This window comes from Reichenbachiella ulvae (genome assembly GCF_025833875.1).
In the GTDB taxonomy this organism is placed as follows: Bacteria; Bacteroidota; Bacteroidia; order Cytophagales; family Cyclobacteriaceae; genus Reichenbachiella; species Reichenbachiella ulvae.
Genome location: NZ_JAOYOD010000001.1, coordinates 4,494,573 through 4,516,801, shown reverse-complemented (window position 1 = coordinate 4,516,801; position 22,229 = coordinate 4,494,573). Strand labels below are relative to the sequence as shown.

Sequence of the window (22,229 nt, the reverse complement as noted above, 5' to 3'; positions counted from 1 at the left end):
GAGGTTAAGTGACAGAGAAAGAGCAATTAAAAGAAAGTATTCGTCAACTCCCCCATGATCCGGGGGTTTACAAATACTTTAACAAGCACGATGACCTAATCTATGTAGGTAAAGCCAAGAATCTCAAAAAACGAGTCACAAGCTATTTCAACAAGCAAGCTGGCCTAAACCTAAAAACCCGAAAACTGGTAAAAGAAATAGAACGCATTGAATTCGTAGTGGTCAACACGGAGTTCGATGCCTTACTGCTAGAGAACAATCTTATCAAGGAAAACCAACCCAGGTTCAATATCCTACTTAAGGATGATAAGAGCTTTCCATTTATCTGTATCGGTAAGGAGCGGTTCCCCAAAATCTTTTCGACCCGCAGGCACGAGGCAAATGAAGGAGAATACTTTGGACCCTATACCAATGTAAAGGCCCTCAACAATGTGCTCGATTTAATCCAAAAGCTCTATAAAATACGAACTTGTAATTACGCCCTAACAGAAGACAATATCAGCGCAGGTAAGTTTAAAGTTTGCCTGGAGTATCACATTGGTAATTGTCTGGGCCCTTGCGAGGGGCTCCAGGATGAAGCGAACTACTTAGAGGAAATCGCCCAAGTCAGACACATTCTAAAAGGTAATCTTAAAACAGTGAAGGACTACTTTTTAGAAAAAATGAATTTAGCTGCTCAAGAGTTGAAATTTGAGGATGCTCAATTGTTTAAAAACAAAATCGAACTCCTAGATAAATTTCAGAGTAAGACAGTCATCGTTAACAAGAAATTGGGAAGGACCGATATCATTACCATTAGTTCCCATGAAAAAAAGGTATTTATCAACTACATGCATGTGGATGAGGGCATGATCAACATATCTCATTCTGTGGAAATCAAGAAAAAACTTGATGAAACAGATGAAGAAATATTACAATTGGTCTGTATGCAAATGAGAAATCAATTCGACAGCAATGCTCGAACTATCCTCACCAATCTCCCATTTGAACACTGGGAGGATCAGATCGAAATCAACGTACCCAAAATTGGTGACAAAAAAGCTCTAGTTGATCTTTCGTTTAAAAATGCACTGATCAAAAAGAAAGACTCCATCTCCCGTAGCGAACAGCAGCGTGATAAGAGCCAACGGGTAGTGAAACAATTACAAGAGGACCTAAGATTAGAAACAGCACCCAATCACATCGAGTGCTTCGACAATTCCAATATACAGGGAACCAACCCTGTAGCGTCCATGGTTTGCTTCAAAAAAGGTAAACCTGCCAAAAAGGACTACAGGCACTTTAAAATCAAAACAGTCATAGGCCCAGATGATTTCGGATCAATGCGCGAAATCGTGACACGTCGATATTCAAGACTTAAAGAAGAGGGTAAGAGTTTTCCAGACCTAATCATCGTCGATGGAGGTAAGGGCCAACTCAGTGCTGCATGTGACGCCTTAAAGAACATTGGCCTATATGGCCAAATACCCATTATTGGTATCGCCAAGAAACTAGAAGAAATCTACTACCCTGAAGATTCAGTACCGGTACACATTAGCAAAAAATCAGAATCTCTTAAACTAATACAACATTTAAGAGATGAGGCGCACAGATTTGCCATTACATTTCACAGGCAACTTAGAAGCAAGGGGCAGGTAGTATCAGCTCTGGATGAGATAAAGGGAATTGGAGAAAAGACCAAAACCATACTTCTCAAAGAGTATAAATCCTATAAGAAAGTTGCAGAAGCAAGTGAAAAGGAATTGGCTCAATTGATAGGCAGCTCAAAAGCATCCATTATCATAGCACACATAAAAAAAGGTTCTACCGAATCTCGATAGAACCTTTCTCTTATATAATCTTACAGGAATTAGAATTCCCAAAGTTCATTTTCAAAATCAACCAAATCATATTCGATTTGCTGAGAAGCAATGATACCATGTCTTCTTGTCTTATTGTAAATATCAACCACTCTCTCATCCGCAGGATTAGAGAACTTAGTGATATTTGAACTAAATAATCTCAAGTCAAAAGCATCCGCCATATTCTTATGCTCTGCAGTGTTCTGAGCGTTATACCAGATCGCTTCACCTGGCATACTTCTAAACAATGCAGTAAGATCTTTATATTTAAAAGAAGCTAATGGCTTCTCAAACATAGCAGGGTTCTTATCAGCAGGTAAGAAAATAGTCACAGCCAAAAGATCGAAATACATTCTAGATCTCACTCGATCAAAATACATTTCTTCTTTAATCTCTACAATAGAAAAATCTCTAGTTGCATATTCATTCACTGCTTCCACTTCTTCTTCCTGAGTGCTTTCCTCTTCGAATCCTCCTCCAAAGAAGTCATCGTCACTTTCAGCACCAAAACCCATGGCAATCTCCTCCTCAGTCAATCCTCCACCAGCTTCTTCTAGTTTCAAATTTTCTAAGAAAGTCTCCTTTGACATTCTGGTATTTACAGAATCATTGGTATATGGAAAAAGTAAACCAGCCTTAACCGCCTCGATAACGATGGTTGATAACTCACCATTTCGAGAGAAAAACGGTTGATTCTGCTTTTCCTCTAAATCAATTCTTCTCCAAATTGTCTTCTTAAACATTTTATAAGACTCATGAACAGGTCTTATAGCATCTGGATTGTACCCAGATGGCGTTTCCTGAGCCATAACTACTCCGGAAGTTGACGCCATTACTAAGACAATAAGGCTTAATACATAACAAAATTTCTTCATAACCTAATTGTTTAATTAATTCTAATCGTCAGAATCTTAGGGCCAAAGTTAGGGAAATCCTCAACATCACCTCTAAAGTTTCTTCTCTGTACTTTCTTCACTTCTATTACTAAAGCATCACCTGCACGTGCTTGAGAAGAAATGGCAGAAAGATTTACGTCTGGACCACTAGGTCTTACGCTTTGTACTGCTCTACCCGATCTTACTAGGGTAATCTCTGATTGAGCCACTCTAAACTTCGCATCCTTCGGCAAGAAAGAAGCAAAACTTTCATCTGGAACTGCAGCCAACTTAATTGAACGAGGACAACCTTTTGTACCTCTCTTCATGTCAACTTCACGTCCACCACTATAAACCGTTATTTCTGGTTTCGGTATTCTTTTTACTTTGAATGTTTCAGTACCAATTAAGTTTCCGCCACTAGAAACACTTAACGTTACTTTCGCAGACTTAGGTACAATAGTTACATCACCAATGTTAGAACCTTTGATGCTTTGACCGCCTTTAGCTCCAAAAACTGGGTTATATGCACTACCCAATGCTGGAACATTAACCGTCAACTCATTTCCACAATTCAAATACAGCGCTTGTACAGAAGCGGACTGAATTTGAATCACCGGCTTAGAAACAATGTAATCAATAGTATCAGTAAAGACAGTATCTCTTCCACCTGGCAATTTCACCTTGATAGCAGCGATATAACTCTTATTAGCCATACCATTTTTATCATAGCTACCAGCAGAAGCAGTAAATTCTACTTTACCCATTCCGTCAATAACTTCCATTTCATTGCCATCCCATGTCATTTCAGGTTTGATCCCTGAAGAAGATGCAGCAATAAACATATCAGCCACATATTTAGCACCAGCAGCTACTACCTTAGATTCTGGCTTCACCATAGGTACAATTCTGTCGAATTTCAAATCCTCTGCACCTACTTCCTTAGCCAAGTTTGTCAAAGCTTTAGTCTCTTCAGCCAACATGTCTGATTGCAACTGACTCAAAGAAGCCAATGCACCTACCATTGGGGTGTTGTGACCAAAGTTCAACTCAGCAAATCCCTTTTTATTTTGATTAGGATCATTCTTGAAAACTTCTATTTCATTAGCATCCTTTGCCAATTTAGAAATGGTAGAATCTCCTGTCATTTCTCTTAGATAAGCAGAATAAGAATTCAAAGTTTCCTTTAGGTCCTTTCCCTGCTCTTCATTGACAAACATCGCAGATGAAGCATCAATATCCTTCTGTCCTAAATAATTACCATTTTCATCAGTACCGCCAGTTCTTTTAACCAATTCTGCCTTGTACTCTTCTATGATATTATAGACTTCAGTAGTTCTCGAACGAACTTCCTTCGCCTTTTCTAAAACTGCTTGGTCCTTTTCTCTATTACCAGCATCAGCAACCGCTTTCTGAATTGAAGCTACCTTCTGTGAATTGGATCCACGGGTGTCTTCATTCGTAGCTTCGAATGCTTTATTTATAAAGATGAACTTCTCTAGTACACTATTACTTACCTGCAGTGCGAGCAATGCAGTCAGTACCAGGTACATCATACCGATCATCTTCTGTCTTGGTGTTTCCTTACCTCCAGCCATAATGTTTGCTTTTTAGGTTAAAAATGATCGTTTATTACTTAGACTGAGGTGCTCCTCCACCTCTCATAGCTGCCAACATATTACCATAGATGCTATTCAATGAGGTAATGTTGGTGTTCAGCTTAGTCATTCCAGATCTGAAGTTTTCAGTATCCTTAGCAGCCTCTGCCATTCCTTCCATTGCAGAAGTAACATTAGAGTAGAACTTGTTCATAGCTTTTACGTGGCTATTCGCATCTTTCAGCTCCATTTCATATACTGCATTCAATGCACCTAAATTCTTTGTAACATTCTGAACTTGCTTGTGGAACTCTGATGCATCTTTAGAAGCATCTGCCATAGCAGCCATAGATGTAGCAGTAGTAGCGTATGACTTGTTCATCTCAAGCAAAGATTTAGAAGCACTTTTTACATTCTGAGCGTATTCGTTAGTTGCTACAGCTGCGTCACTTAGGTTGGACATTTTCTTCGCCGACTCAGCCATATTTTTCATACCATCACCTAAACTCTTTATCAATTCTGGCCCGACCTTGGCATCTGCCAACATTTTATCCATTTGAGCAGAAGCACCTGTAGCAGCAGGAGCAACAGCAGCTCTAGGTTGCGCTTTAGGGCCATCATAATCATCCGCCAATTCTGGATATACCTTTGACCAATCTACTTCATTATGCTTTGGTTCAAATGCACTTAGGAAGAAGATGATTGCCTCAGTTGTCAATCCAATTCCCAGCATCTCACCAGCACCCGGCAAGTGAAGAATTTTAAACATAGCACCGACAATTACTACTGCAGCACCGATACCATATACTTTAGGCATTATTGTGGTAAATAATAGCTCTTTTAGTCCACCTTTTTTTGCGCTCATTGTTTTAAAGATTTTAGGTTATTAAATTCTTTGTTTGTTATTGTTAAGATTAAAATTCCGATCCACTAGATCTACCCAAATGTGTCATAGCACATCTGAAGCCTATCGATGCTCTAGATGAATCCTTGTACTCGTAAGTTCTTGTACCTGTTTCTAGATAGTATGCAATATCTTTCCAAGATCCTCCACGGATTACTTTCTTAGGTTCTTCTTCGTCGAAGTAAGTTGGGTTCAAATCCCATACTAATGGCATTGAAGCCGCATCAAATGCATCTTCACACCATTCAGCTACGTTTCCTGACATTTCGTAAAGACCATAGTCATTTGCAAAAAATGTAGCTACAGGAGAAGTATAAGCAAAACCATCATCAAAGTAGTTACCTCTACCTGGTTTGAAGTTTGCTAACAAACATCCCTTTTGGTTTCTGATGTATGGACCACCCCAAGGATACTTATTCATATCTCTACCGCCTCTTGCTGCATATTCCCATTCGGCTTCCGAAGGCAATCTGAAGTTAGGCATTGGGAACAACCCTCTGTCAGCTCTATAACTATTCAAGTGATCGGTTCTCCATTCACAAAAATATTTTGCAGCTTCCCAATCGACACCTACCACTGGATAGTTGTCAAATGCAGGGTGTGACCAGTAATAATCCATCAAAGGATCACCCATATGGTGAGTAAAATCTCTCACCCATACTGTAGAATCAGGAACCAAATCAGCCACTACGAAGCCCTCTGGAAGTTCTGCTTCAGAACCTTCAGTGATTTCTTCAGTAAATTGTCTGTATTCGTTGTTCGTGATTTCCGTATCGTCCATGTAGAATGGACCGATAGTAACCTGCTTGTTAAAGTTGATTTGAGTAGCAGCTACATCTTCATCAGCCTGTCCCATGTGGAAGGTTCCTGGAGGGATGGACACCATACCGAATGGTCTCACCATTTCCCATCCTTCTCGACCTTGGGCGCCTATTAGCTCTCCTCGGTCGTCATAACTATCACCTCCACCTCCAAATAGATTGAGCAAGCTACACCCCTGGCCTGCAATCAAAATACTAAGTAAAAGTAGATGTGATACAATTTTTCTAACACCTATATTATTCATAACACGAAATATTATATCCATACTTTATCCTAACAAGTATACACAAAATATATTGCATAATTCAAACCATAAATATAATGTTTCCAAAATAAGAAACACGAGATACAGTCTTTAAAATTATACTTTTATTGACAAATTAAAAATTTCATACCAATCGCAATGTTAAGCGGAAATAAGATCAATTAAAACCTAAACCTGGGCGTTCTTACTATTTTCTTACTCCTATCGTTCAATCCTGGCAGATTATAACGAACAAATAATTCGTGAGATGTGGCTTGTTTTGCCTCCTGTTCTACTAATATATAATCAAAAGAATACCCCACCGAAAGACTATTGTCCTGCAGAAAAGAATAGCCTAATAAAAGTGTCATTGATTCCATATCTCTGTAAGCTAAGCCTGCCCACATCTTGTTCTGATAGATGGCTCTGGCACTTATATCGTATGAAAAACCTGAAAGATTACTTTTCAATAGAACTGTTGGTTCCAAGCTCAACTTTTGAGTAAACTGATATTCGTATCTGGCAAACAAACTGAACAGCATATCCTGTAAATTGTCTCCATCACCATCTGAACTCTCAAAACCGAAATTGGTGTCCGGTTGAAGCAAATGATCTACGCCCACACCTACTAAAAAAAACTCTGTAGAATAAGCTATACTTCCTGCCAAGTCTACTCCTACATAGGACTCATCCCCTGTTGGGTTATTGATTAAATCCTCAGGATCAACCACCACCAACTTATTGTAATCCAACACCTTGTTAAAAACAGTAGGCCTTACTCCCAAGCTCCAACGCCCCCTGGGACGGTCCAAATGATATGCCAATGAAAACTGCACATAAGTATCTTTTCTTGGACCAAACTGGTCATAGACAAATGTTCCTCCCAAAGCCAAAGGCAACTTACCTAAATTCAAAGAAGTGGAATAATTAAGAAACTGAGTCGTAGGAGCTCCTCCCTGTTGATCAAAGGAGGGTTCATAGCCTGTCCATTGATTGCGACTAATTAAGGTAACACTCGACAATCCATCATAGGCAATGAGTGCAGGCACATAATAATATGGATTGAACATGTAGTGACTAAATACAGGATCTTGCTGTGCCCAAGCTTGACTTGTACCAAACAACACAAATAGAACCAATATCAGTTTTCTCATGTTCAAAAATGGGTTAAAACAAATAAGGAGTAATAATACAGAAAATACTGTAAAATTACTCCTTACGAAATAGTTTCTAAATGAGATGTCTTATACCTTATTCGCAGCTTTAATATAAAGCTCAATTGCACCTGTCATAGATGGCGCATTTGGTAAAGGTGCCTGAATATCAAGAATCAATCCAGCATCCGTTACTGCCTTGGAGGTTGTAGGACCAAATGCAGCAATTCTCGTTTCGTTTTGCTTGAAATCCGGGAAGTTAACCAACAGTGAGTTAATACCTGAAGGACTAAAGAAAGCGATGATATCATACTTCACATCATCCAGATCAGATAGGTCACTCGCAACTGTTTTGTAAATGATCGCTTCTGAGTACTCGTAACCATTCTCTTCTAGAAAACTTGGTATGTCCTCTTTTCTGATGTTCGAGCATGGGAAGATGAACTTCTCATTCTTATGCTTCTTCAAAATTTCGATCAGGTCATTTGCGGTACGCTCTCCTGTAAAGATTTTTCTCTTTCTAATTACGATATATTTCTGCAAGTAATTTGCAGTCTGCTCAGACACACAGAAATACTTCATGTCTGAAGGAATCTCAACTTTGCTCTCGTTGGCCAATCTAAAGAAGTGATCTACCGCATTTCTACTCGTAAATATCACTGCAGAATGAGCCAAAATATCAATTTTTTGCTTTCTGAACTCCTTGATATCTACAGGGTCAATTTGGATAAACGGTCTAAAATCTATTTTAAGATTGTACTTTTCAGCTAACTTAAAGTAGGGCGATTTTTCATCACTAGGCTTAGGTTGTGAAACCAAAATACTCGATACCTTCTTGAGTCTTGCCTTGTTTTCTGTCAATAAATCTTCACTCATTCTAATTGACCTTTATGTATAATTGGATTATCTAAATAGCGTTTTAATGAACATTATCAGAGGTATAAATTCTGAGCTGCAAAGGTAAGAAATTAAATGCATTTTCTTAACATTAAACGCGTTATTTAGGATCAAATACATCATTATCAATCGAATAGCCAATATACCCAACAAGAGCCAGCGAAAACCAATGAGAAGAATGTCCTGATAATTTTCGCCACTGATGAAAAGAATCAAACTCATGATAAAAACAAGAAAGGCTATTAAAAGTGACATTCTGAAATAGGCATAAAAATGCAACTCCGCATGTCGACGAAGGTTAAATATGCTTGAAACGATATTGACCAACGGAATCTTTAAGAATATCGATAAAAAAGCCAGCCCAAAAGCATAGAGCCCCCAAGTTAAAGTTCCTGCTTCGGCATCTATGAAGGGAAATCTCCCATCCAAACCTGAAAATGAATGCTTAATAAATAAATTGACAACAGCAGCCCCAATAAATAGGGCATACATCAACATAAACCCCAAGCTGGCAGGAGAAACAGGATCTTGAGCAGTGATGAGATCAAACTTTTGACGAACTCGAAAAGTCTTAACTAAAGCGAAATATTCTTTAAATAAGCGATATACCTGCGTTCTAAAAATAACCATAACCGCAAATACCAATAGAGAAGAAAGAATCATAAGGTCATCATTTCTACTTTCACGCACATCGATACCGCCTGCACTTGAATCGGTCAGGTACTTTCCTTTCCCTTCGGATATGATTTTAGTCTGAACATCTTTGCCCCTCCAATGGCTACTATATATCTGAACATTGACTTTACCAGAACTGTAAAGCCCCCTTAAACTGTCAACTGAATAGAGTAAGCTATCGGATATTGTAGTAACCTCAACAAGTGCTTGATCCATATATATGGAATAATGGGCCGGGCATACAATCAACAAAGTGGATCCGGAATATTGATTAAGGGGGAGGTCGAAGGTTATGGATTGAGTAGAAGAGGTACTCAGGTATGGCACCAGAATTTTGAGATTAGGTTCATGATTTTTCCATTCATGGCGAAAATCCTTAACCACATGAAAGGACTGAGCTTTTATACCAAAAGGAAGAATAAAAATTAAGATCAAACAAGGCAGCAGACTCCTAAACATTCTCGACTTTTTTCCTTTTTACTAGAAACTCCAAAATCAAACTGAAAATAATTGCGAATACTCCCAGACAGATCAACAATGTGGTATTGCCTAAAAAAGCATAATACTTAAGTAAAAATATGACTCCAATATTCAAACTGGCAAGAACAAACACTGTCTGGCTGTGACTCATGCCCAAATAGCCTAAGTAATGGTGAAGATGATTTCTATCTGGCATAAAAGGCGAGACACCATTATATACTCGAATAACAAAAACCCTGAGGGTATCGAATATCGGAATAAAAAGAATACCTAGTGCCATGGCAGGTGACGAAACCACCTCTCGCATTTCGATAAAATGGATGGCTAAGATTGAAACAATAAATCCACTGACTAAAGCCCCCGTGTCTCCCATAAACACCACTGCCTCTCCAAAATTATACCTAAGAAATCCAAGCATTCCGCCCGCCAAAGCGAAGGCCACAAAGGCATAGTTCATATCTCCAAAATAGTAGAAATAAGCCCCAAATGAAAAGCATATGATAATCACGATGGTTCCGGCTAGCCCATTGATACCGTCAATTAGATTGACTGCATTGGTGATGCAAAGGATAACGAGAAAAGTAAAGGCATAGCTGATACCAATTTCCAATTCGTATACCCCTAGTAGACCCTGAAAACTCGATATTCGAATATCCGCGTAGAACAGCACTATACCAGCAGCTAATACCTGCACAAAAAACTTCTTGAATACAGAAACTCCGTTGATGTCATCTTTTACACCTACAAAAAATATAATGAGACTGCCTGCGAGCAACTGCTGTATACCTGGAGACATCTGACCAAAAATCGCTACACCAGTCATAAAGCCGGCGAATATCCCTAGCCCCCCCAATCTAGGCGTATTAATGTCGTGATGTTTGCGAAAATCAGGCTCGTCGAGGATGCTTTTGCTGTGGGCGACATTGATGATCGTAGGGATCGAAAACATCGAAATAAGCATGGCCCAAAAAAATATCAGTAGCGATTCTATCATATGCCGGATTTGCCTGCCAAAGTAAGCGAATTAAAGATTGGTTTTCAAAATAATGCTGTATATCCAAAATGGATTTTTGATGAATCGAATGAAAAAGCTTCATTTCGTCTACGGCCCAGTCCATATAAGATCAAAAAACTACCTCCACTCGTGTCAAATTGCATACCTGCCCCGACACCAGTAGGCTCATCTCTGAAGGAACCTGATTCAATATCGTAGGCCATTAAAGCCTGATCGGCAAAAACGACTAAATAAGAACGTCGCTCCAGATAAAATCTCCATTCCAAACTGAACTGGGCATAACGGCTGGCATAAAATTCATTTTCATTGAATCCACGTACTGAGCGCAAACCACCTAGTCGAAAAAGATCATTGAGATAGAGAGGATCGCCCTGCAAATAACCTCCAGATAGAGCCCCATGCAGCACCATCCTTCGACCAATAGGATGAAAAGTGCGAAATGCCGCCTTCAACCGATATTGAGTGCCATTAATATTGCTGGCCGTATCGATTCTGGTTTCCTTCTGTCCCACTTTAGCCTCAAGTGCAAACGCCTGCCCCTCTCGAGGAAACTGTCGATTGTCCAATTGCCAAAAATCTATGCCAACACCATAGTAATCCAGACGGAAATTACCACTTTCTCCACTGGCGTCATTCAGCTCATTTCCTAGCTGATTTTCATAACTGGCGCGAATTCTTGCCTTGCCATTGAGGTAGTAATCAAATGCCAATGTAAGTGATCGATTAGAAAAAAGCGTGTCTTGCTTGAGCTGATCATAGGCCACATACAGATCCAAAGGCGTTCCCAAAAACACTGGGTGGAGATAAGAAGCATCTAGCATCTGAGAATTGTCTGTAAATTTCTCCCAATGCAGCTCGAACTGCTTGGCTGACTTGAAGAGATTTTTTAGGCTCAGGTTCAGTTCACCTGTCAACTGCACCTTGTCCCGGTTTTCATTGGCTGGCACCAATCCCAGAATCCCATCGAAATAATTCACCTTTTCGGCCTGAAGATCTAGCGCCAACTGGGCCTGCTGCAATCGAAAACTGCTGCTAATGGATTTTAAAGAAACTGCAGGCAGATTCTCCAACTTATCCTTGATACCCTGCACCTTGGATTCGTCGTAGTAGTGACCGTAGGGCATGCCCAGATAGCGACTCAAAAACTTAGCACTCAACACATCATCAGGCTTCACCAGCAGGGAATCATAAGTAATGAACATACCTGGATCGACCGAAAGGCGAAGGAACAACTGGTCATCCTGCAGATAGGACGAGTCGATAGACAAAGTAGCGAATGGGTAACCGTGGTTTTCGTACTGAGCGATGGTACGAGTCAATCGATCTTCTACTTGCTGGATACCGTGAGTTCGGCGAGGCATAAAGGATTTTTCTTCCAGCCCCTCCTCACCGGTAATTTCGAATTGCACCTGGTCATATCTCCTTCCCTGATAAAAATAAAAAGCCACCCTTTCCTCCTGCCAACTCACACTATCCAGAGAAGCCAGCCAATAACCCGACTCCCTCAGCTGCATGAGAATAGATTGGCTGTAGATAGTCCAGCTACTGGAATCTATCTCAACCTGCCGAGGCACAAAACGCTCCTCCAGCCCCTCCACTTGCACTTGAAGATTTTGTGCACAAAGCGAAAATGGCATTGCACTAAATCCACCCCACAGCAGCAACAGAAAGATGAAATGTCTATAGCTTAGCATTCAATTCTAATTTTTTCCTTTTGAGCGGTATCTATATCCATATTCCCTTTTGCAAGCAGGCCTGCTACTACTGCGATTTTCATTTCTCTACCAATATGCAAAATAAACAGCATATGGTAGAAGCGATGAAAAAAGAGCTGATTTTGCGAAAGGAATACTTGATCGATGACAAAATCGAAACGCTCTATTTCGGTGGGGGCACTCCCTCGCTTCTGGACCAGCCTGCTTTGACCTCTTTAATTGATACAGTCAAGACTCACTACCAGCTCGATCCTGAAGCAGAAATCACGCTGGAAGCCAATCCAGATGACCTGAGCATGGAAAAGCTAAAAGAATTAAAAGAACTGGGCATCAATCGCCTGAGCATTGGCATTCAGTCCTTTGATGATCAGATTCTCAGCTACTTTAATCGCGCGCATGACAGCCAGATGGCTAGACAATCGGTGGCAGATGCTCAGGAAGTCGGGATCGAAAACATCAGCATCGACCTGATCTTTGGCGTCCCAAATCAAAGTCTGGTACAGCTGAAAAAAGACCTAAAAAGTGCACTCGCCCTGCAAACTCCCCACATTTCCATCTATGGCCTGACGATAGAGGAAGACACAGTGTTTGGTCGCTGGGAACGCCAGAACAAGCTGACCCCACTAGACGAAGAGCTGGCCAGTCAGCATCTACAGCTGATCATGGATCGATTAGAAAACGCGGGGTACGAACAATACGAGATTTCCAACTTTAGCCTTCCCGGCTATCGCTCTCGCCACAACAGCTCCTACTGGGCAGGCACCCACTACCTGGGCATCGGGCCAGCCGCTCATTCTTACGATGGTGACAGTAGACAATTCAACATCGCCCACAATGCCAAATACCTCAAGGCACTAGCACAAGACACCTTCCCTGCTGAGAAAGAAATACTGAGTCGAGAGGAAAAAATCACCGAAATGATTTTGACTCAGCTCCGAAAAAAAGAGGGGTTGAGTTTAAAATCACTAAAAGGAGATTTAGGCTATGACCTGCACAAAGAAAGAGGGGCGAAACTGAAAGATTTTCAAGAAGAAGGGCTCACACTGTGTTTGGATGAAATTTTGACGCTAACCCAAAAGGGCAAATTGCTATGCGATTGGATCACCGAAGAGTTGATTCCCTAAATTAAATGACCATTGTCCGGCAGAATATTCATAAATTAACTCAATAATGATTAAAATTGTCTGAAGGGTAATAAGCCTGACTCCATGAACAAAGAAGAAAAGAAGGCCTTTATGCTATTAAAGTCGCTCATCTTCCACTACCACGGTCTGGATGAGGATGAGGAAAAGATTCTGAACGAATCTGCCGACGAGCTATCTGCGCACGAAGAACTGGAGTGGGCGAACGAATTTATTGCTCAGGATTTTATGTCAGCCTTTGAACGCTCTCGCGAGTTGCTCAACAACACCATCGGCAAATTGGACAAGCCCAAAAAGATCCAATACCTCTTCTCCGTCTGGGAAGACAACAACAAAAAAGGCTACCTCACTGAGATGGAGGCTACTGCGATGCTGAACCTCGCCAAAGAATGGGGCATCCAATCTGAACTGATGGAAAAGGTAAGAGAGGCTTAGCCATTTCTCCAAGAAGGGCACATCTAAATTCAGTTTGTTTCCGGCCTTGAATTAATTCCGTTAAAAAATTCAGCTTAATCATTATCAAAATTAAATCCACTGTTTGAGCGCAGCGAGTTTGGATTTAGTACGTGCTCAAAGCTGAATTTTAGGTATTAATTCACAGCCTCGTCCTTTTTTGTTTCGTTTTTTGGGACAGGCCAAAAAATGAAAATCCTCCCGAAAAACATACACACAACAAGGTGCCTCTTACATGCACCTCGAAAATATATCTGCCATTTCACAGAGTTTATCCCGTAGTTAGACCCACCAAACGAAAAATCCTTCATGGTCTTTCATTTCCTGCCACAGAGGTGATATCATTGCCGCTGTTTATTTTAAATACGCAACAACCAGATTAAATATGTTTAAATCATTAGGTAAGCTTTTCAAAGGAATCTTCGCGTCAGAACCAAAAGAACTGATCGTCAAGATCTCAAAAGAAAATGAGGAAGGGTTGTACAAGACCCTGGAGCTGGCCCAAAAATTCGAAGTAGAGAAAAAGAAATACGACGAAAAAATGGCCAAATTAGCTCAGAAAGAAGCAGAGAAAAAAGCCAAAGAAGAAGCCAAGGCGGCGGCCAAAAAAGCCAAAGAGGAAGCCAGGGCAGCCAGAAAATCAAAAAAAGCAGCTTGATCGAGCTGCTTTTTTTGATTAGCCAATTTATTATTATTCCTACAACTGATTATAAACCAATTCCTTATATTTAACCAATCTATTAATTGCATTAACTTCCCTAGCCTCTTTGAAAAGAATTGTTTTTGTTGTCTGCCTTATATTCCATCTGGGAATGGCACATTCTCAGAGTTTAAATTCGATTGTCATTGACTCAACTGCAAACGGAAAAGAAATCCAAGACTATTTAATACAAATTGAAAACGATTATCAGGTAGACTTCATATTCGATCAGCACAAACTGGGTAATTTCAGCATCAATGGTATCAAAGAACCAGTTAGGTTAATGAATTACCTAAATGTTTTTTATCAAGTTCTGGATATTAAAATCATTGAAGTCAATTCAAAAATAGCCTTGCTTTTACCCAACGACCTGATCAAGGGAGTCGATCCTAAAAATGGGTTTATAGCTATAAAATCTAACACCTCAAGCAAAGTCAATTTAAGTGGAGAAATTTTTGACATTGACTCCAACGATCCTCTTGTGGGCGCACAAGTCACGATTTTACCAGATAATATTGGAGGAGTAACTGATATCAATGGGGGATATTCCATTAGCTACCCCATTACGAAACCCTACCATCTCCTTCTAACGAAGTATATCGGTTATGATTCACATCTTCAGCTAGTGGCATATAGCAAATATGGAAATGGTAAAATGCCACGGACCATGATATACCCTACCTCAACCAAATTAGAAGATGTAATTGTTCATGGATATAGTGTTGATCGCAATGTGAGCGAAAACATTACCGGAGTTGAAAATATGGGAATAGAAAGTATTAAAACTCTGCCAACTTTCATGGGAGAAGTAGATCCCATAAAAGGATTGACGACTCTGCCAGGGGTAAGCACAGTGGGAGAACTTTCTGCAGGATTTAATGTTCGAGGAGGAAATTTAGGGCAAAATCTGATCAGACAAGATGGCGCCACGATTTACAACCCATCACACCTATTTGGCTATTACTCAGCTTTCAACTCAGACCTAGTTGACAATGTGACTTTGATCAAGGGAGGTGGAAATGCAAAGTATGGGTCACGCGTTTCATCCATCATGGATGTGTCTTTACGCAATGGAGAAACCAGAGACTTTCATGTCAATGGTGGTATTGGTATAATCTCTAGTCGATTATCAGTGGAAGGGCCTCTCATTAAAAACAGATCTTCTTTCATAGTAGGCGGCAGAATTTCCTATGCAGACTGGATTTTAAAAAGGTCCAATGACATAAAGCTCTCCCAGAGCTCTGTTGATTTTGGAGATCTTACGGCCAAATTGTTTCAGATGATTAATGAAAATAATTTCATTTCTGTATCTGCATATGGCAGTTTTGATAGCTTTTCACTGGCAAGTGATTCGCTTTTTACCTGGGGCAACAAGGCAATGTCTTTTAAATGGGGACACAACTTCAATAGCACAGCCAATTCCCAATTTATCTTCTCCACCAGTACCTACCATTCTCAATTAGAAAATAAGGATGAATTAGTGGGGTTCAAATACCAAAATGGAGTGTCTGGATACAACTTAAATTACAACGTTGAAAAAAAGTTTACTGAAGCCAAGCAAATGAACTTTGGTCTAGAAGCCAATTATTCAATAATAAACCCTGGAGAATCGAAAAACACTGTAGAAAGGAGCAATATATTGGAGTTTGACATAGATGACCATAAAACTCTTGAAACGTCAATTTTCGCTCAATATGACTGGGATCTGACTGGCCAATTTGCAATATCTGCTGGCATCAGGTACTCGCAGTTTTACCGATTTGGTAAAGGTCTGGTTTACGAGTTTAACTACAACTTGACTGATTCACAATTCCCAGAAAGAGTTGATTCTATTTTTTATGATACCAATGAATTAATTGACTTTCAGCATGGACTAGAACCTCGCATATCCTTAAGGTACAAGTTGAATGTCAACACCTCAATAAAAGCAAGTTATAACCGTACATTCCAATACATCCACCTGATATCAAATACGACCTCTTCTAGTCCTATAGACTATTGGTTGTCAGGAGGACCAAATCTAAAACCAGAAATCGGGGATCAATTTTCATTAGGTGTTTTTAAAAATTTCAGCGACAACTCCTATGAAGTCTCTGCAGAAGGTTATTATAAGCATATTCAAAATACTATTGATTATATTGAAGGAGCTGAGGTTAAATTAACTGAAGCTATAGAAGGCAGTTTAATTCAGGGAGATGGCTTTTCTTATGGAATAGAAGTACTAGCGAAAAAAAATACTGGTAATTGGAATGGCTGGCTTTCCTACACCTATTCCAGAAGCTTGCTTCAATTCAATTCGCCCTATGACATCCTGACTATCAATGATGGTGAATTGTACCCCTCTCAGTATGACCAACCACACAATCTTTCGATAGTTATGAACTGTAAGGTTAATAAAATTTTATCCATTTCCGCCAATTTCAGTTATGCCACAGGGCGGCCTATTACCATTCCCGTTTCCAAATTTTCCTATTCCTCTTACCCTACGGTCTTGAATTATTCTCAGCGTAATGAATTTAGAGTGCCTGATTATCACCGTCTAGATTTGTCTGCCACTCTAAAAGGTGAACATCCAAATAAAAGATTCCAAGGGGAATGGGTCCTTTCCATATTTAACGTTTATGGTAGAAACAACGTCTATGCTGTATTATTTGACGAATATGGCGGAGCTAGCAAGGTGTCTATAGTGGGCAGCATGTTTCCTTCCTTGTCTTATAATTTTAAGTTCTAGATCTTGAAGCGTTTTTTAACAATCATATTAATATTATCGGGCTGTATAGAACCTTTCGAGTTCAGTCGAAACAATGAGGATCCACAGTTGGTTGTTGAAGCTTTTGTGTCTGATTTGTCTTACACTGAAAGCCTGGATGCTCCTTCAAATGGTAGGTATTTTACTGTAAAGCTAAAAGTCACTCGTCCAGTAGGGCCAACAATCCAAAATCGAGTTGCTCCTTTTGCCGATATAAAACTGATTGATGACATGGATAATGTATGGTCCTATGTAGAAAATTTCAATGATTGGGGCACTTATGTTTTGTTAGACAAAGCATTCAAAGCTAGAATAGATAGAAGCTACAAACTTCAAATCACCATGCGAGATGGATTGATTTATGAATCTGACTGGGAGAAACTACCGAATACGGAATCCTGTGAAATAGAAGATATTTGGTTCAATGAAGATGAAAGAAAAGTATATGAATACCCGGCAGGTAAACAAACCATTGTAGATCAAAAAATCATAAACGTATCATCCTCTATTCCCATAAATTCAGAAAGAGATACCAGGTACATGAAATGGGTATATGCCCCCATGTGGATTTACGAGGCACCTCTGGCTAGTGGACCTTACAGCGACTATAAAACTTGCTGGATAACCAATGATCTTTACCTAAATGACTATGCACTTCAAGAGGATGCAGTCGGTGGATTTGATAAGGTTTTATTCACTATGCAAACCGAAAAAAACAATAGAATTTACAAGAATTTTTCTGTTCTGATCTATCAACAATATATCTCAAAAGATTATTTCTACTTCTGGAAACTGATGAAGGAACAATCAGATCCAAACGGAATATTTGATGCTCCTCCAGCCAATTTACCCTCTAATCTCGTTTGTGTCAATGACCCCTCTAAAAAACCCATAGGGTATTTTGGTGTGGTGAAAGAGAAAGCCAAAAGATGGTACTTTCATAAGGGAGAGCTCTCCTATTACATAGAAGATGATTTGAGAAAGGAATGTCTTGTAAAATACAACAGGCCAGATGATCCACCTGATTATGCCCCCGAATGCCTCAGCTGCCTCGCTTATACAAAAGGTGAGGCGACCCTGAATAGACCATCTTGGTGGATCGATAATTAATCCTAACTTATCCAAATGATGATAATTAAGAATTTATACTACATAGGGGTGCTATTGACACTAATCATATCTACTGGATGTGACGAAAGTGCCACTGAAGAAATAGCCAATTGGACCTGGTTAGATACTGCGGATTCTTTCAATGCCATTGACATTAGCCCTGGCACTGTATCAGATGTAGTTTTGGAGATTCCAGATGCTCCTTATGAATATTCCTTTAGAGTCATAAGCCCTAAAGTAATAGATGAAGAAAACGGAAACCCGCTGGTATTATCCCTACATGGTGGAGTAGGCGGAGCAAGCTGGGAGGCCCACAAAAGCACCCAATGTATCCAGCCAGCTTTAGAAAGTATCAATGCCTTTATCATTAGTCCAAATGCCGACCGGGTACAATGGTATGAATATTACAATCAAGAAAAAATTGTTAGAATCCTTAATCTAGCAATTAGAAATTGGCCCGTGGACCCAACTAAATTAGTCGTTACAGGCTTTAGTGATGGCGGAAACGGAACCTGGTTTTTTGCCGAGGCTTACCCTACTGCATTTTCAGCAGGCATCGCACTGGCCAGCTCCTACAATACATTAACAACGGATGGAGGAGCTCGAAAAATCGAAACCCCTTTATATGTTATTCATAGTACTACTGATGAACTTTTTCCTTTAGAGCAAACTCAGACTTGGGTTAGTGAAACTCAGACAGCAGGAAGTGATGTCACCTTTGTAGTTGCAGATGGATTGTCCCACTATCGTCCTTGTGATTACGATGATTACTTTGCAGATGCCGTTCTATGGCTTGAAAATGAAGTTTGGAATTAGCCTTGAACTATATGGATACAAGCTTCTCTCATACAAACCTTAGATTTTTAGTACATTAGTGAAAATCATTGATTACCCAAATCATTCATTCTCATGAAATTCAATCAGTTCAAATCCCGATTCCTGCCTCTCACTTTTTTCGCCTTGCTATTGATAGGAGTCTCCTGTAGCGAGACTCATCAGCTCAAAACCAAGCAGGCAGTATTCGAAGAGTCACTCTTCCTCAAGTATGAGCTAGTGAAATACAAACTGGTCAAACTGACCAGTATGAGTCGCAATCCAAGCATCGAAGGGTTGAACAGCCGATTTAGATATGCCAACCTGCCGGACAGCAGCTATCAGGGACAGATCGTGATCATAGATGCGAACAAAAATGACAAGTTCGAATATGACTCCATGGATTTTGTGGGGCTGACAAGCTTCGATAAAAAATTGAGACTGGAACCGATCTCTTCCATCCAAAGCAATCGACCTGTGATCGTTCGAATCGGGGGAAAGAATTTTGAAGTCACTTTCGACGAAAAGGGAGAACAAATCACGCTGACCGAAAGCAGCAAGGAGTATGACCTGGCCTTTCCCTACCAACTACCAAGCGAGGGAGCCAAAGCCCTGTCTGAGGCAGGGCTGTTGCATTCTAATTGATTAGTTTGTTTAGAGTCTCAATATCATTGGCTACCAGTCTGGTGGCCTTTGCTATTTGATTCATGCCTTGTTTTCTAAATATATTCATTGCACCATTTTTAAGCGTGGATATAATTGATGGAGCGTTGCCTAATCTGATTTTAGAGGCATCTTCTTTCATCGTTACATCTTTGGTCCAGTGTAGACTGTTTTCAATGTGCCAATGATTCCTTATCCCATAGTTGTATAATAATGCACTTCCATTCTTTATGCTGCTTAAATAATACGCGTTTTCTTCCCTGTAGCGTCCATTGACTTTTACTTCTCTTCTAATTTTGATGCCGTGTTGTGCACCAGTCCATTGTTTTTTTATTTCCTCTGGCAAATTGAACACTGTTACATCTCTATTTTCTATTCTTCCTTTGTTTCTCTCTAGCTGAGAATAATAACCTATAGGCTTTTCTTGGGCACACTTTTCGATGCTCTGGTAGAGTGTCTTTTGATTTTTCTTCACTCCAATTACATAATTATTTCCACTAGCTATAATCACTTCTACCGTTTTTTTTGACAATGAAGAGCATCCATAGTAAAGACCACATCTTTGAGATCCAGCATCTCTATTAATTGACGAACTACAGGTATTTCACTCTCTTTTGAGTTAATGACTTCTCCATTGGCTAATACCATTTTCTGTCTGGAAACGAATACGGTCACTAGATTGATGAAATTCTGATACGACTTTGAATAATCACTCATTGTACCACCGATGGCCTTGCCATCTACACTAAGCCACTCTCCAGACTCTATCGAAACATAGGCTTTACTCCACTGATAGAATTGATGAGAAAAGGAATCAAAATCCAATCCCATCAACACTCTTCGAATAGTATAAAAAGTCGGTAATCTGTCTTGTTTGGGCTGAAAAGTAGACAATAAGTTCTCTCTATTTCTTTCTATAAAATCTCCAATAGCACGATAACCATAGTAGCCGCTCATTACCGACATCAGCACGATGACCAGTACCAATTCCAGAGAATGTCGCTGACCCGCACCACGCCTGTGATCCTTCACTTTTCCTAAATACCAAATGATACTTTCTGATGCCATTTTTAATTTTCAAGTTAATCCATTTTTTAGAATGCAACAGCCCTGCTGTCTGAGGGGGCTCAACTACAAGCTACGGCCGGACAATACACTTATCTGCAGCTCTGGGGCAGCTGGTGCCAGCCTTGCCTGGACCAAACACCAAAAATCAAAGCACTACAAAATGATTTTGGCCAAAAACTCAACATCATAGGGGTCAACTATAAGGAAGAAAACGCAGAAGATGCCCAAAGTGCCATCTCCACAAACGATATGGACTGGGCACAGGTACAAGCGAATGAAGATTTGATAAAAAATCTAGGGAGCCCTGGTTTCGTTCCCTGTGGGATATTATTCGACGAGCAAGGACAACTGGTAAAATATGGCGTTTCGCCTGCAGAGGTCCGCACTCTTCTTAGTACCAGTCTGTAATTAGACATTACACCGACTCCCAAACATTAAAAAAGCCAGAGCTTAGACATTCTTAGCTCTGGCTTTTTCATTTGATCGATGGGATCTAATAGCACCTTCCGATCTGAAGGAAAACTCCATAGAACCTTCAGGCCATTGATTCAATGTCTCACTGTTTCTTACCCTTTCGTAACAAAACCCTTCCATTTAGTCACCATTTCTGTTCGGATTAGACATAAACATTGAGTCCCATTGAATTTTTATTGATCATTAGTGAATTTCTAATGAGACAATGGAACTTATTAGTGAGCTTGATTAAATTTTTAGTGAGACTTTGACACTTATCAGGTAGGGAAAATGAAATTCTAGTAGGGTATGCTACCTATTAAGTAGGGAATATGATATTTCAGTAGGCTTTAGAACCTATTGAGTAGGTTTTGAAACTTATTAAGTACACTTTGGAACCTGATTGTACGATTTACGAATGTCTTGGTCGTATTTTGAGAGGGTAGTCAAGGTGGCAATGATTTGACTTACATTCTGGATAACATTTTGCAGGTCATTTCGGGGAAATCTCTTACAAGGAACGTCATTACACGACGAAGGACGAGGTACGAGTCCGTAGATCGCACACCTTCCGGAGGACAGGGGTAATCTCCCAGCTACTAGCAGGAAACCCAATCCACCTGCCGGACTCATTCTATAGATTGATGGTCAACCCTCTGAATTTAGCAAAATTAACCCAACAAGTCTGGAGACTTGCAACCATCCATGCTTTCAAGTCACGCTGCGCTAAGACTTAAAAGAGCGGGGGGGGGTACATTCTTGATCCCTACTTGGAATTTCTTTTTTTCTTCCCCTCACTAAAAAACAATATCGATAAACCGAAAAATATGGCAACCAACAGAAATCGCCAACTACTCC

The 22,229-nt window shown here is 40.0% G+C and carries 18 protein-coding genes and 1 pseudogene; 9 read left to right on the top strand and 10 right to left on the bottom strand.

The window, feature by feature from the left end:
• The first annotated feature begins 8 nt into the window (after positions 1–8).
• Positions 9–1,820: an excinuclease ABC subunit UvrC gene (gene uvrC, locus N7U62_RS18430; RefSeq protein ID WP_264139558.1), complete on the top strand. Its 1,812-nt coding sequence runs from the start codon at positions 9–11 to the stop codon at positions 1,818–1,820.
• 29 nt (positions 1,821–1,849) lie between these two features.
• On the opposite strand, the gene porN is transcribed toward uvrC, so the two are convergent.
• The 9 genes from porN to N7U62_RS18385 all read right to left on the bottom strand — a co-directional run bounded on the left by porN (position 1,850) and on the right by N7U62_RS18385 (position 12,199).
• Complete coding sequence (gene porN, locus N7U62_RS18425) at positions 1,850–2,716, bottom strand: type IX secretion system ring subunit PorN/GldN (RefSeq protein WP_264139557.1); 867 nt, start codon at positions 2,714–2,716, stop codon at positions 1,850–1,852.
• Between the two features lie 11 nt (positions 2,717–2,727).
• Positions 2,728–4,314, bottom strand: a complete 1,587-nt coding sequence (porM, locus tag N7U62_RS18420; protein ID WP_264139555.1) for a type IX secretion system motor protein PorM/GldM — start codon at positions 4,312–4,314, stop codon at positions 2,728–2,730.
• 34 nt (positions 4,315–4,348) lie between these two features.
• Positions 4,349–5,179 carry a type IX secretion system motor protein PorL/GldL gene (gene porL / locus N7U62_RS18415; protein WP_264139554.1) on the bottom strand — a complete coding sequence of 277 codons (831 nt, stop codon included), beginning with the start codon at positions 5,177–5,179 and terminating at the stop codon, positions 4,349–4,351.
• 49 nt (positions 5,180–5,228) lie between these two features.
• Entirely contained in the window at positions 5,229–6,284 is a 1,056-nt protein-coding gene (gene porK / locus N7U62_RS18410; protein ID WP_264139553.1) for a T9SS ring complex lipoprotein PorK/GldK, read from the bottom strand.
• A gap of 182 nt (positions 6,285–6,466) precedes the next feature.
• Positions 6,467–7,438, bottom strand: a complete 972-nt coding sequence (locus N7U62_RS18405; RefSeq protein ID WP_264139552.1) for a PorP/SprF family type IX secretion system membrane protein — start codon at positions 7,436–7,438, stop codon at positions 6,467–6,469.
• A gap of 90 nt (positions 7,439–7,528) precedes the next feature.
• Positions 7,529–8,314, bottom strand: a complete 786-nt coding sequence (locus N7U62_RS18400; RefSeq protein ID WP_264139551.1) for a uroporphyrinogen-III synthase — start codon at positions 8,312–8,314, stop codon at positions 7,529–7,531.
• A gap of 27 nt (positions 8,315–8,341) precedes the next feature.
• Positions 8,342–9,226, bottom strand: a complete 885-nt coding sequence (locus N7U62_RS18395) for a DUF4271 domain-containing protein (protein ID WP_264139549.1) — start codon at positions 9,224–9,226, stop codon at positions 8,342–8,344.
• 235 nt (positions 9,227–9,461) lie between these two features.
• Positions 9,462–10,484 (bottom strand): glycosyltransferase family 4 protein, encoded by a 1,023-nt coding sequence (locus N7U62_RS18390; RefSeq protein ID WP_264139548.1) that lies wholly within the window; start codon positions 10,482–10,484, stop codon positions 9,462–9,464.
• A gap of 44 nt (positions 10,485–10,528) precedes the next feature.
• Positions 10,529–12,199, bottom strand: a complete 1,671-nt coding sequence (locus N7U62_RS18385) for a BamA/TamA family outer membrane protein (RefSeq protein WP_264139546.1) — start codon at positions 12,197–12,199, stop codon at positions 10,529–10,531.
• A gap of 20 nt (positions 12,200–12,219) precedes the next feature.
• Between N7U62_RS18385 and hemW the strand changes: the two genes are divergently transcribed.
• From hemW to N7U62_RS18350, 7 genes are all read left to right on the top strand, one after another.
• The gene (gene hemW, locus N7U62_RS18380) at positions 12,220–13,344 is read left to right on the top strand and encodes a radical SAM family heme chaperone HemW (RefSeq protein WP_264139545.1); all 1,125 of its coding nucleotides are present in this window, start codon (positions 12,220–12,222) and stop codon (positions 13,342–13,344) included.
• 84 nt (positions 13,345–13,428) lie between these two features.
• On the top strand, positions 13,429–13,797 hold the full coding sequence (locus tag N7U62_RS18375) for a hypothetical protein (RefSeq protein WP_264139544.1): 369 nt from the start codon (positions 13,429–13,431) through the stop codon (positions 13,795–13,797).
• A gap of 403 nt (positions 13,798–14,200) precedes the next feature.
• On the top strand, positions 14,201–14,473 hold the full coding sequence (locus N7U62_RS18370) for a hypothetical protein (protein ID WP_264139543.1): 273 nt from the start codon (positions 14,201–14,203) through the stop codon (positions 14,471–14,473).
• A gap of 154 nt (positions 14,474–14,627) precedes the next feature.
• Entirely contained in the window at positions 14,628–17,246 is a 2,619-nt protein-coding gene (locus N7U62_RS18365; RefSeq protein ID WP_264139542.1) for a TonB-dependent receptor, read from the top strand.
• Between the two features lie 3 nt (positions 17,247–17,249).
• A complete protein-coding gene (locus N7U62_RS18360; RefSeq protein ID WP_264139541.1) occupies positions 17,250–18,374 on the top strand; it encodes a DUF4249 domain-containing protein in 1,125 nt (374 codons plus the stop codon).
• Between the two features lie 15 nt (positions 18,375–18,389).
• Positions 18,390–19,190 (top strand): dienelactone hydrolase family protein, encoded by an 801-nt coding sequence (locus N7U62_RS18355; protein WP_264139540.1) that lies wholly within the window; start codon positions 18,390–18,392, stop codon positions 19,188–19,190.
• 93 nt (positions 19,191–19,283) lie between these two features.
• Positions 19,284–19,832 (top strand): hypothetical protein, encoded by a 549-nt coding sequence (locus N7U62_RS18350; RefSeq protein WP_264139539.1) that lies wholly within the window; start codon positions 19,284–19,286, stop codon positions 19,830–19,832.
• Here N7U62_RS18350 and N7U62_RS23285 read toward each other — a convergent pair.
• Positions 19,825–20,918, bottom strand: a pseudogene (locus N7U62_RS23285) (ISAs1 family transposase). The gene N7U62_RS18350 and the pseudogene N7U62_RS23285 sit on opposite strands and share 8 nt — an antisense overlap.
• 42 nt (positions 20,919–20,960) lie before the next feature.
• Here N7U62_RS23285 and N7U62_RS23280 point away from each other — a divergent pair.
• Positions 20,961–21,326, top strand: a complete 366-nt coding sequence (locus N7U62_RS23280) for a TlpA family protein disulfide reductase (protein ID WP_404818040.1) — start codon at positions 20,961–20,963, stop codon at positions 21,324–21,326.
• The last annotated feature ends 903 nt before the right edge of the window (positions 21,327–22,229 follow it).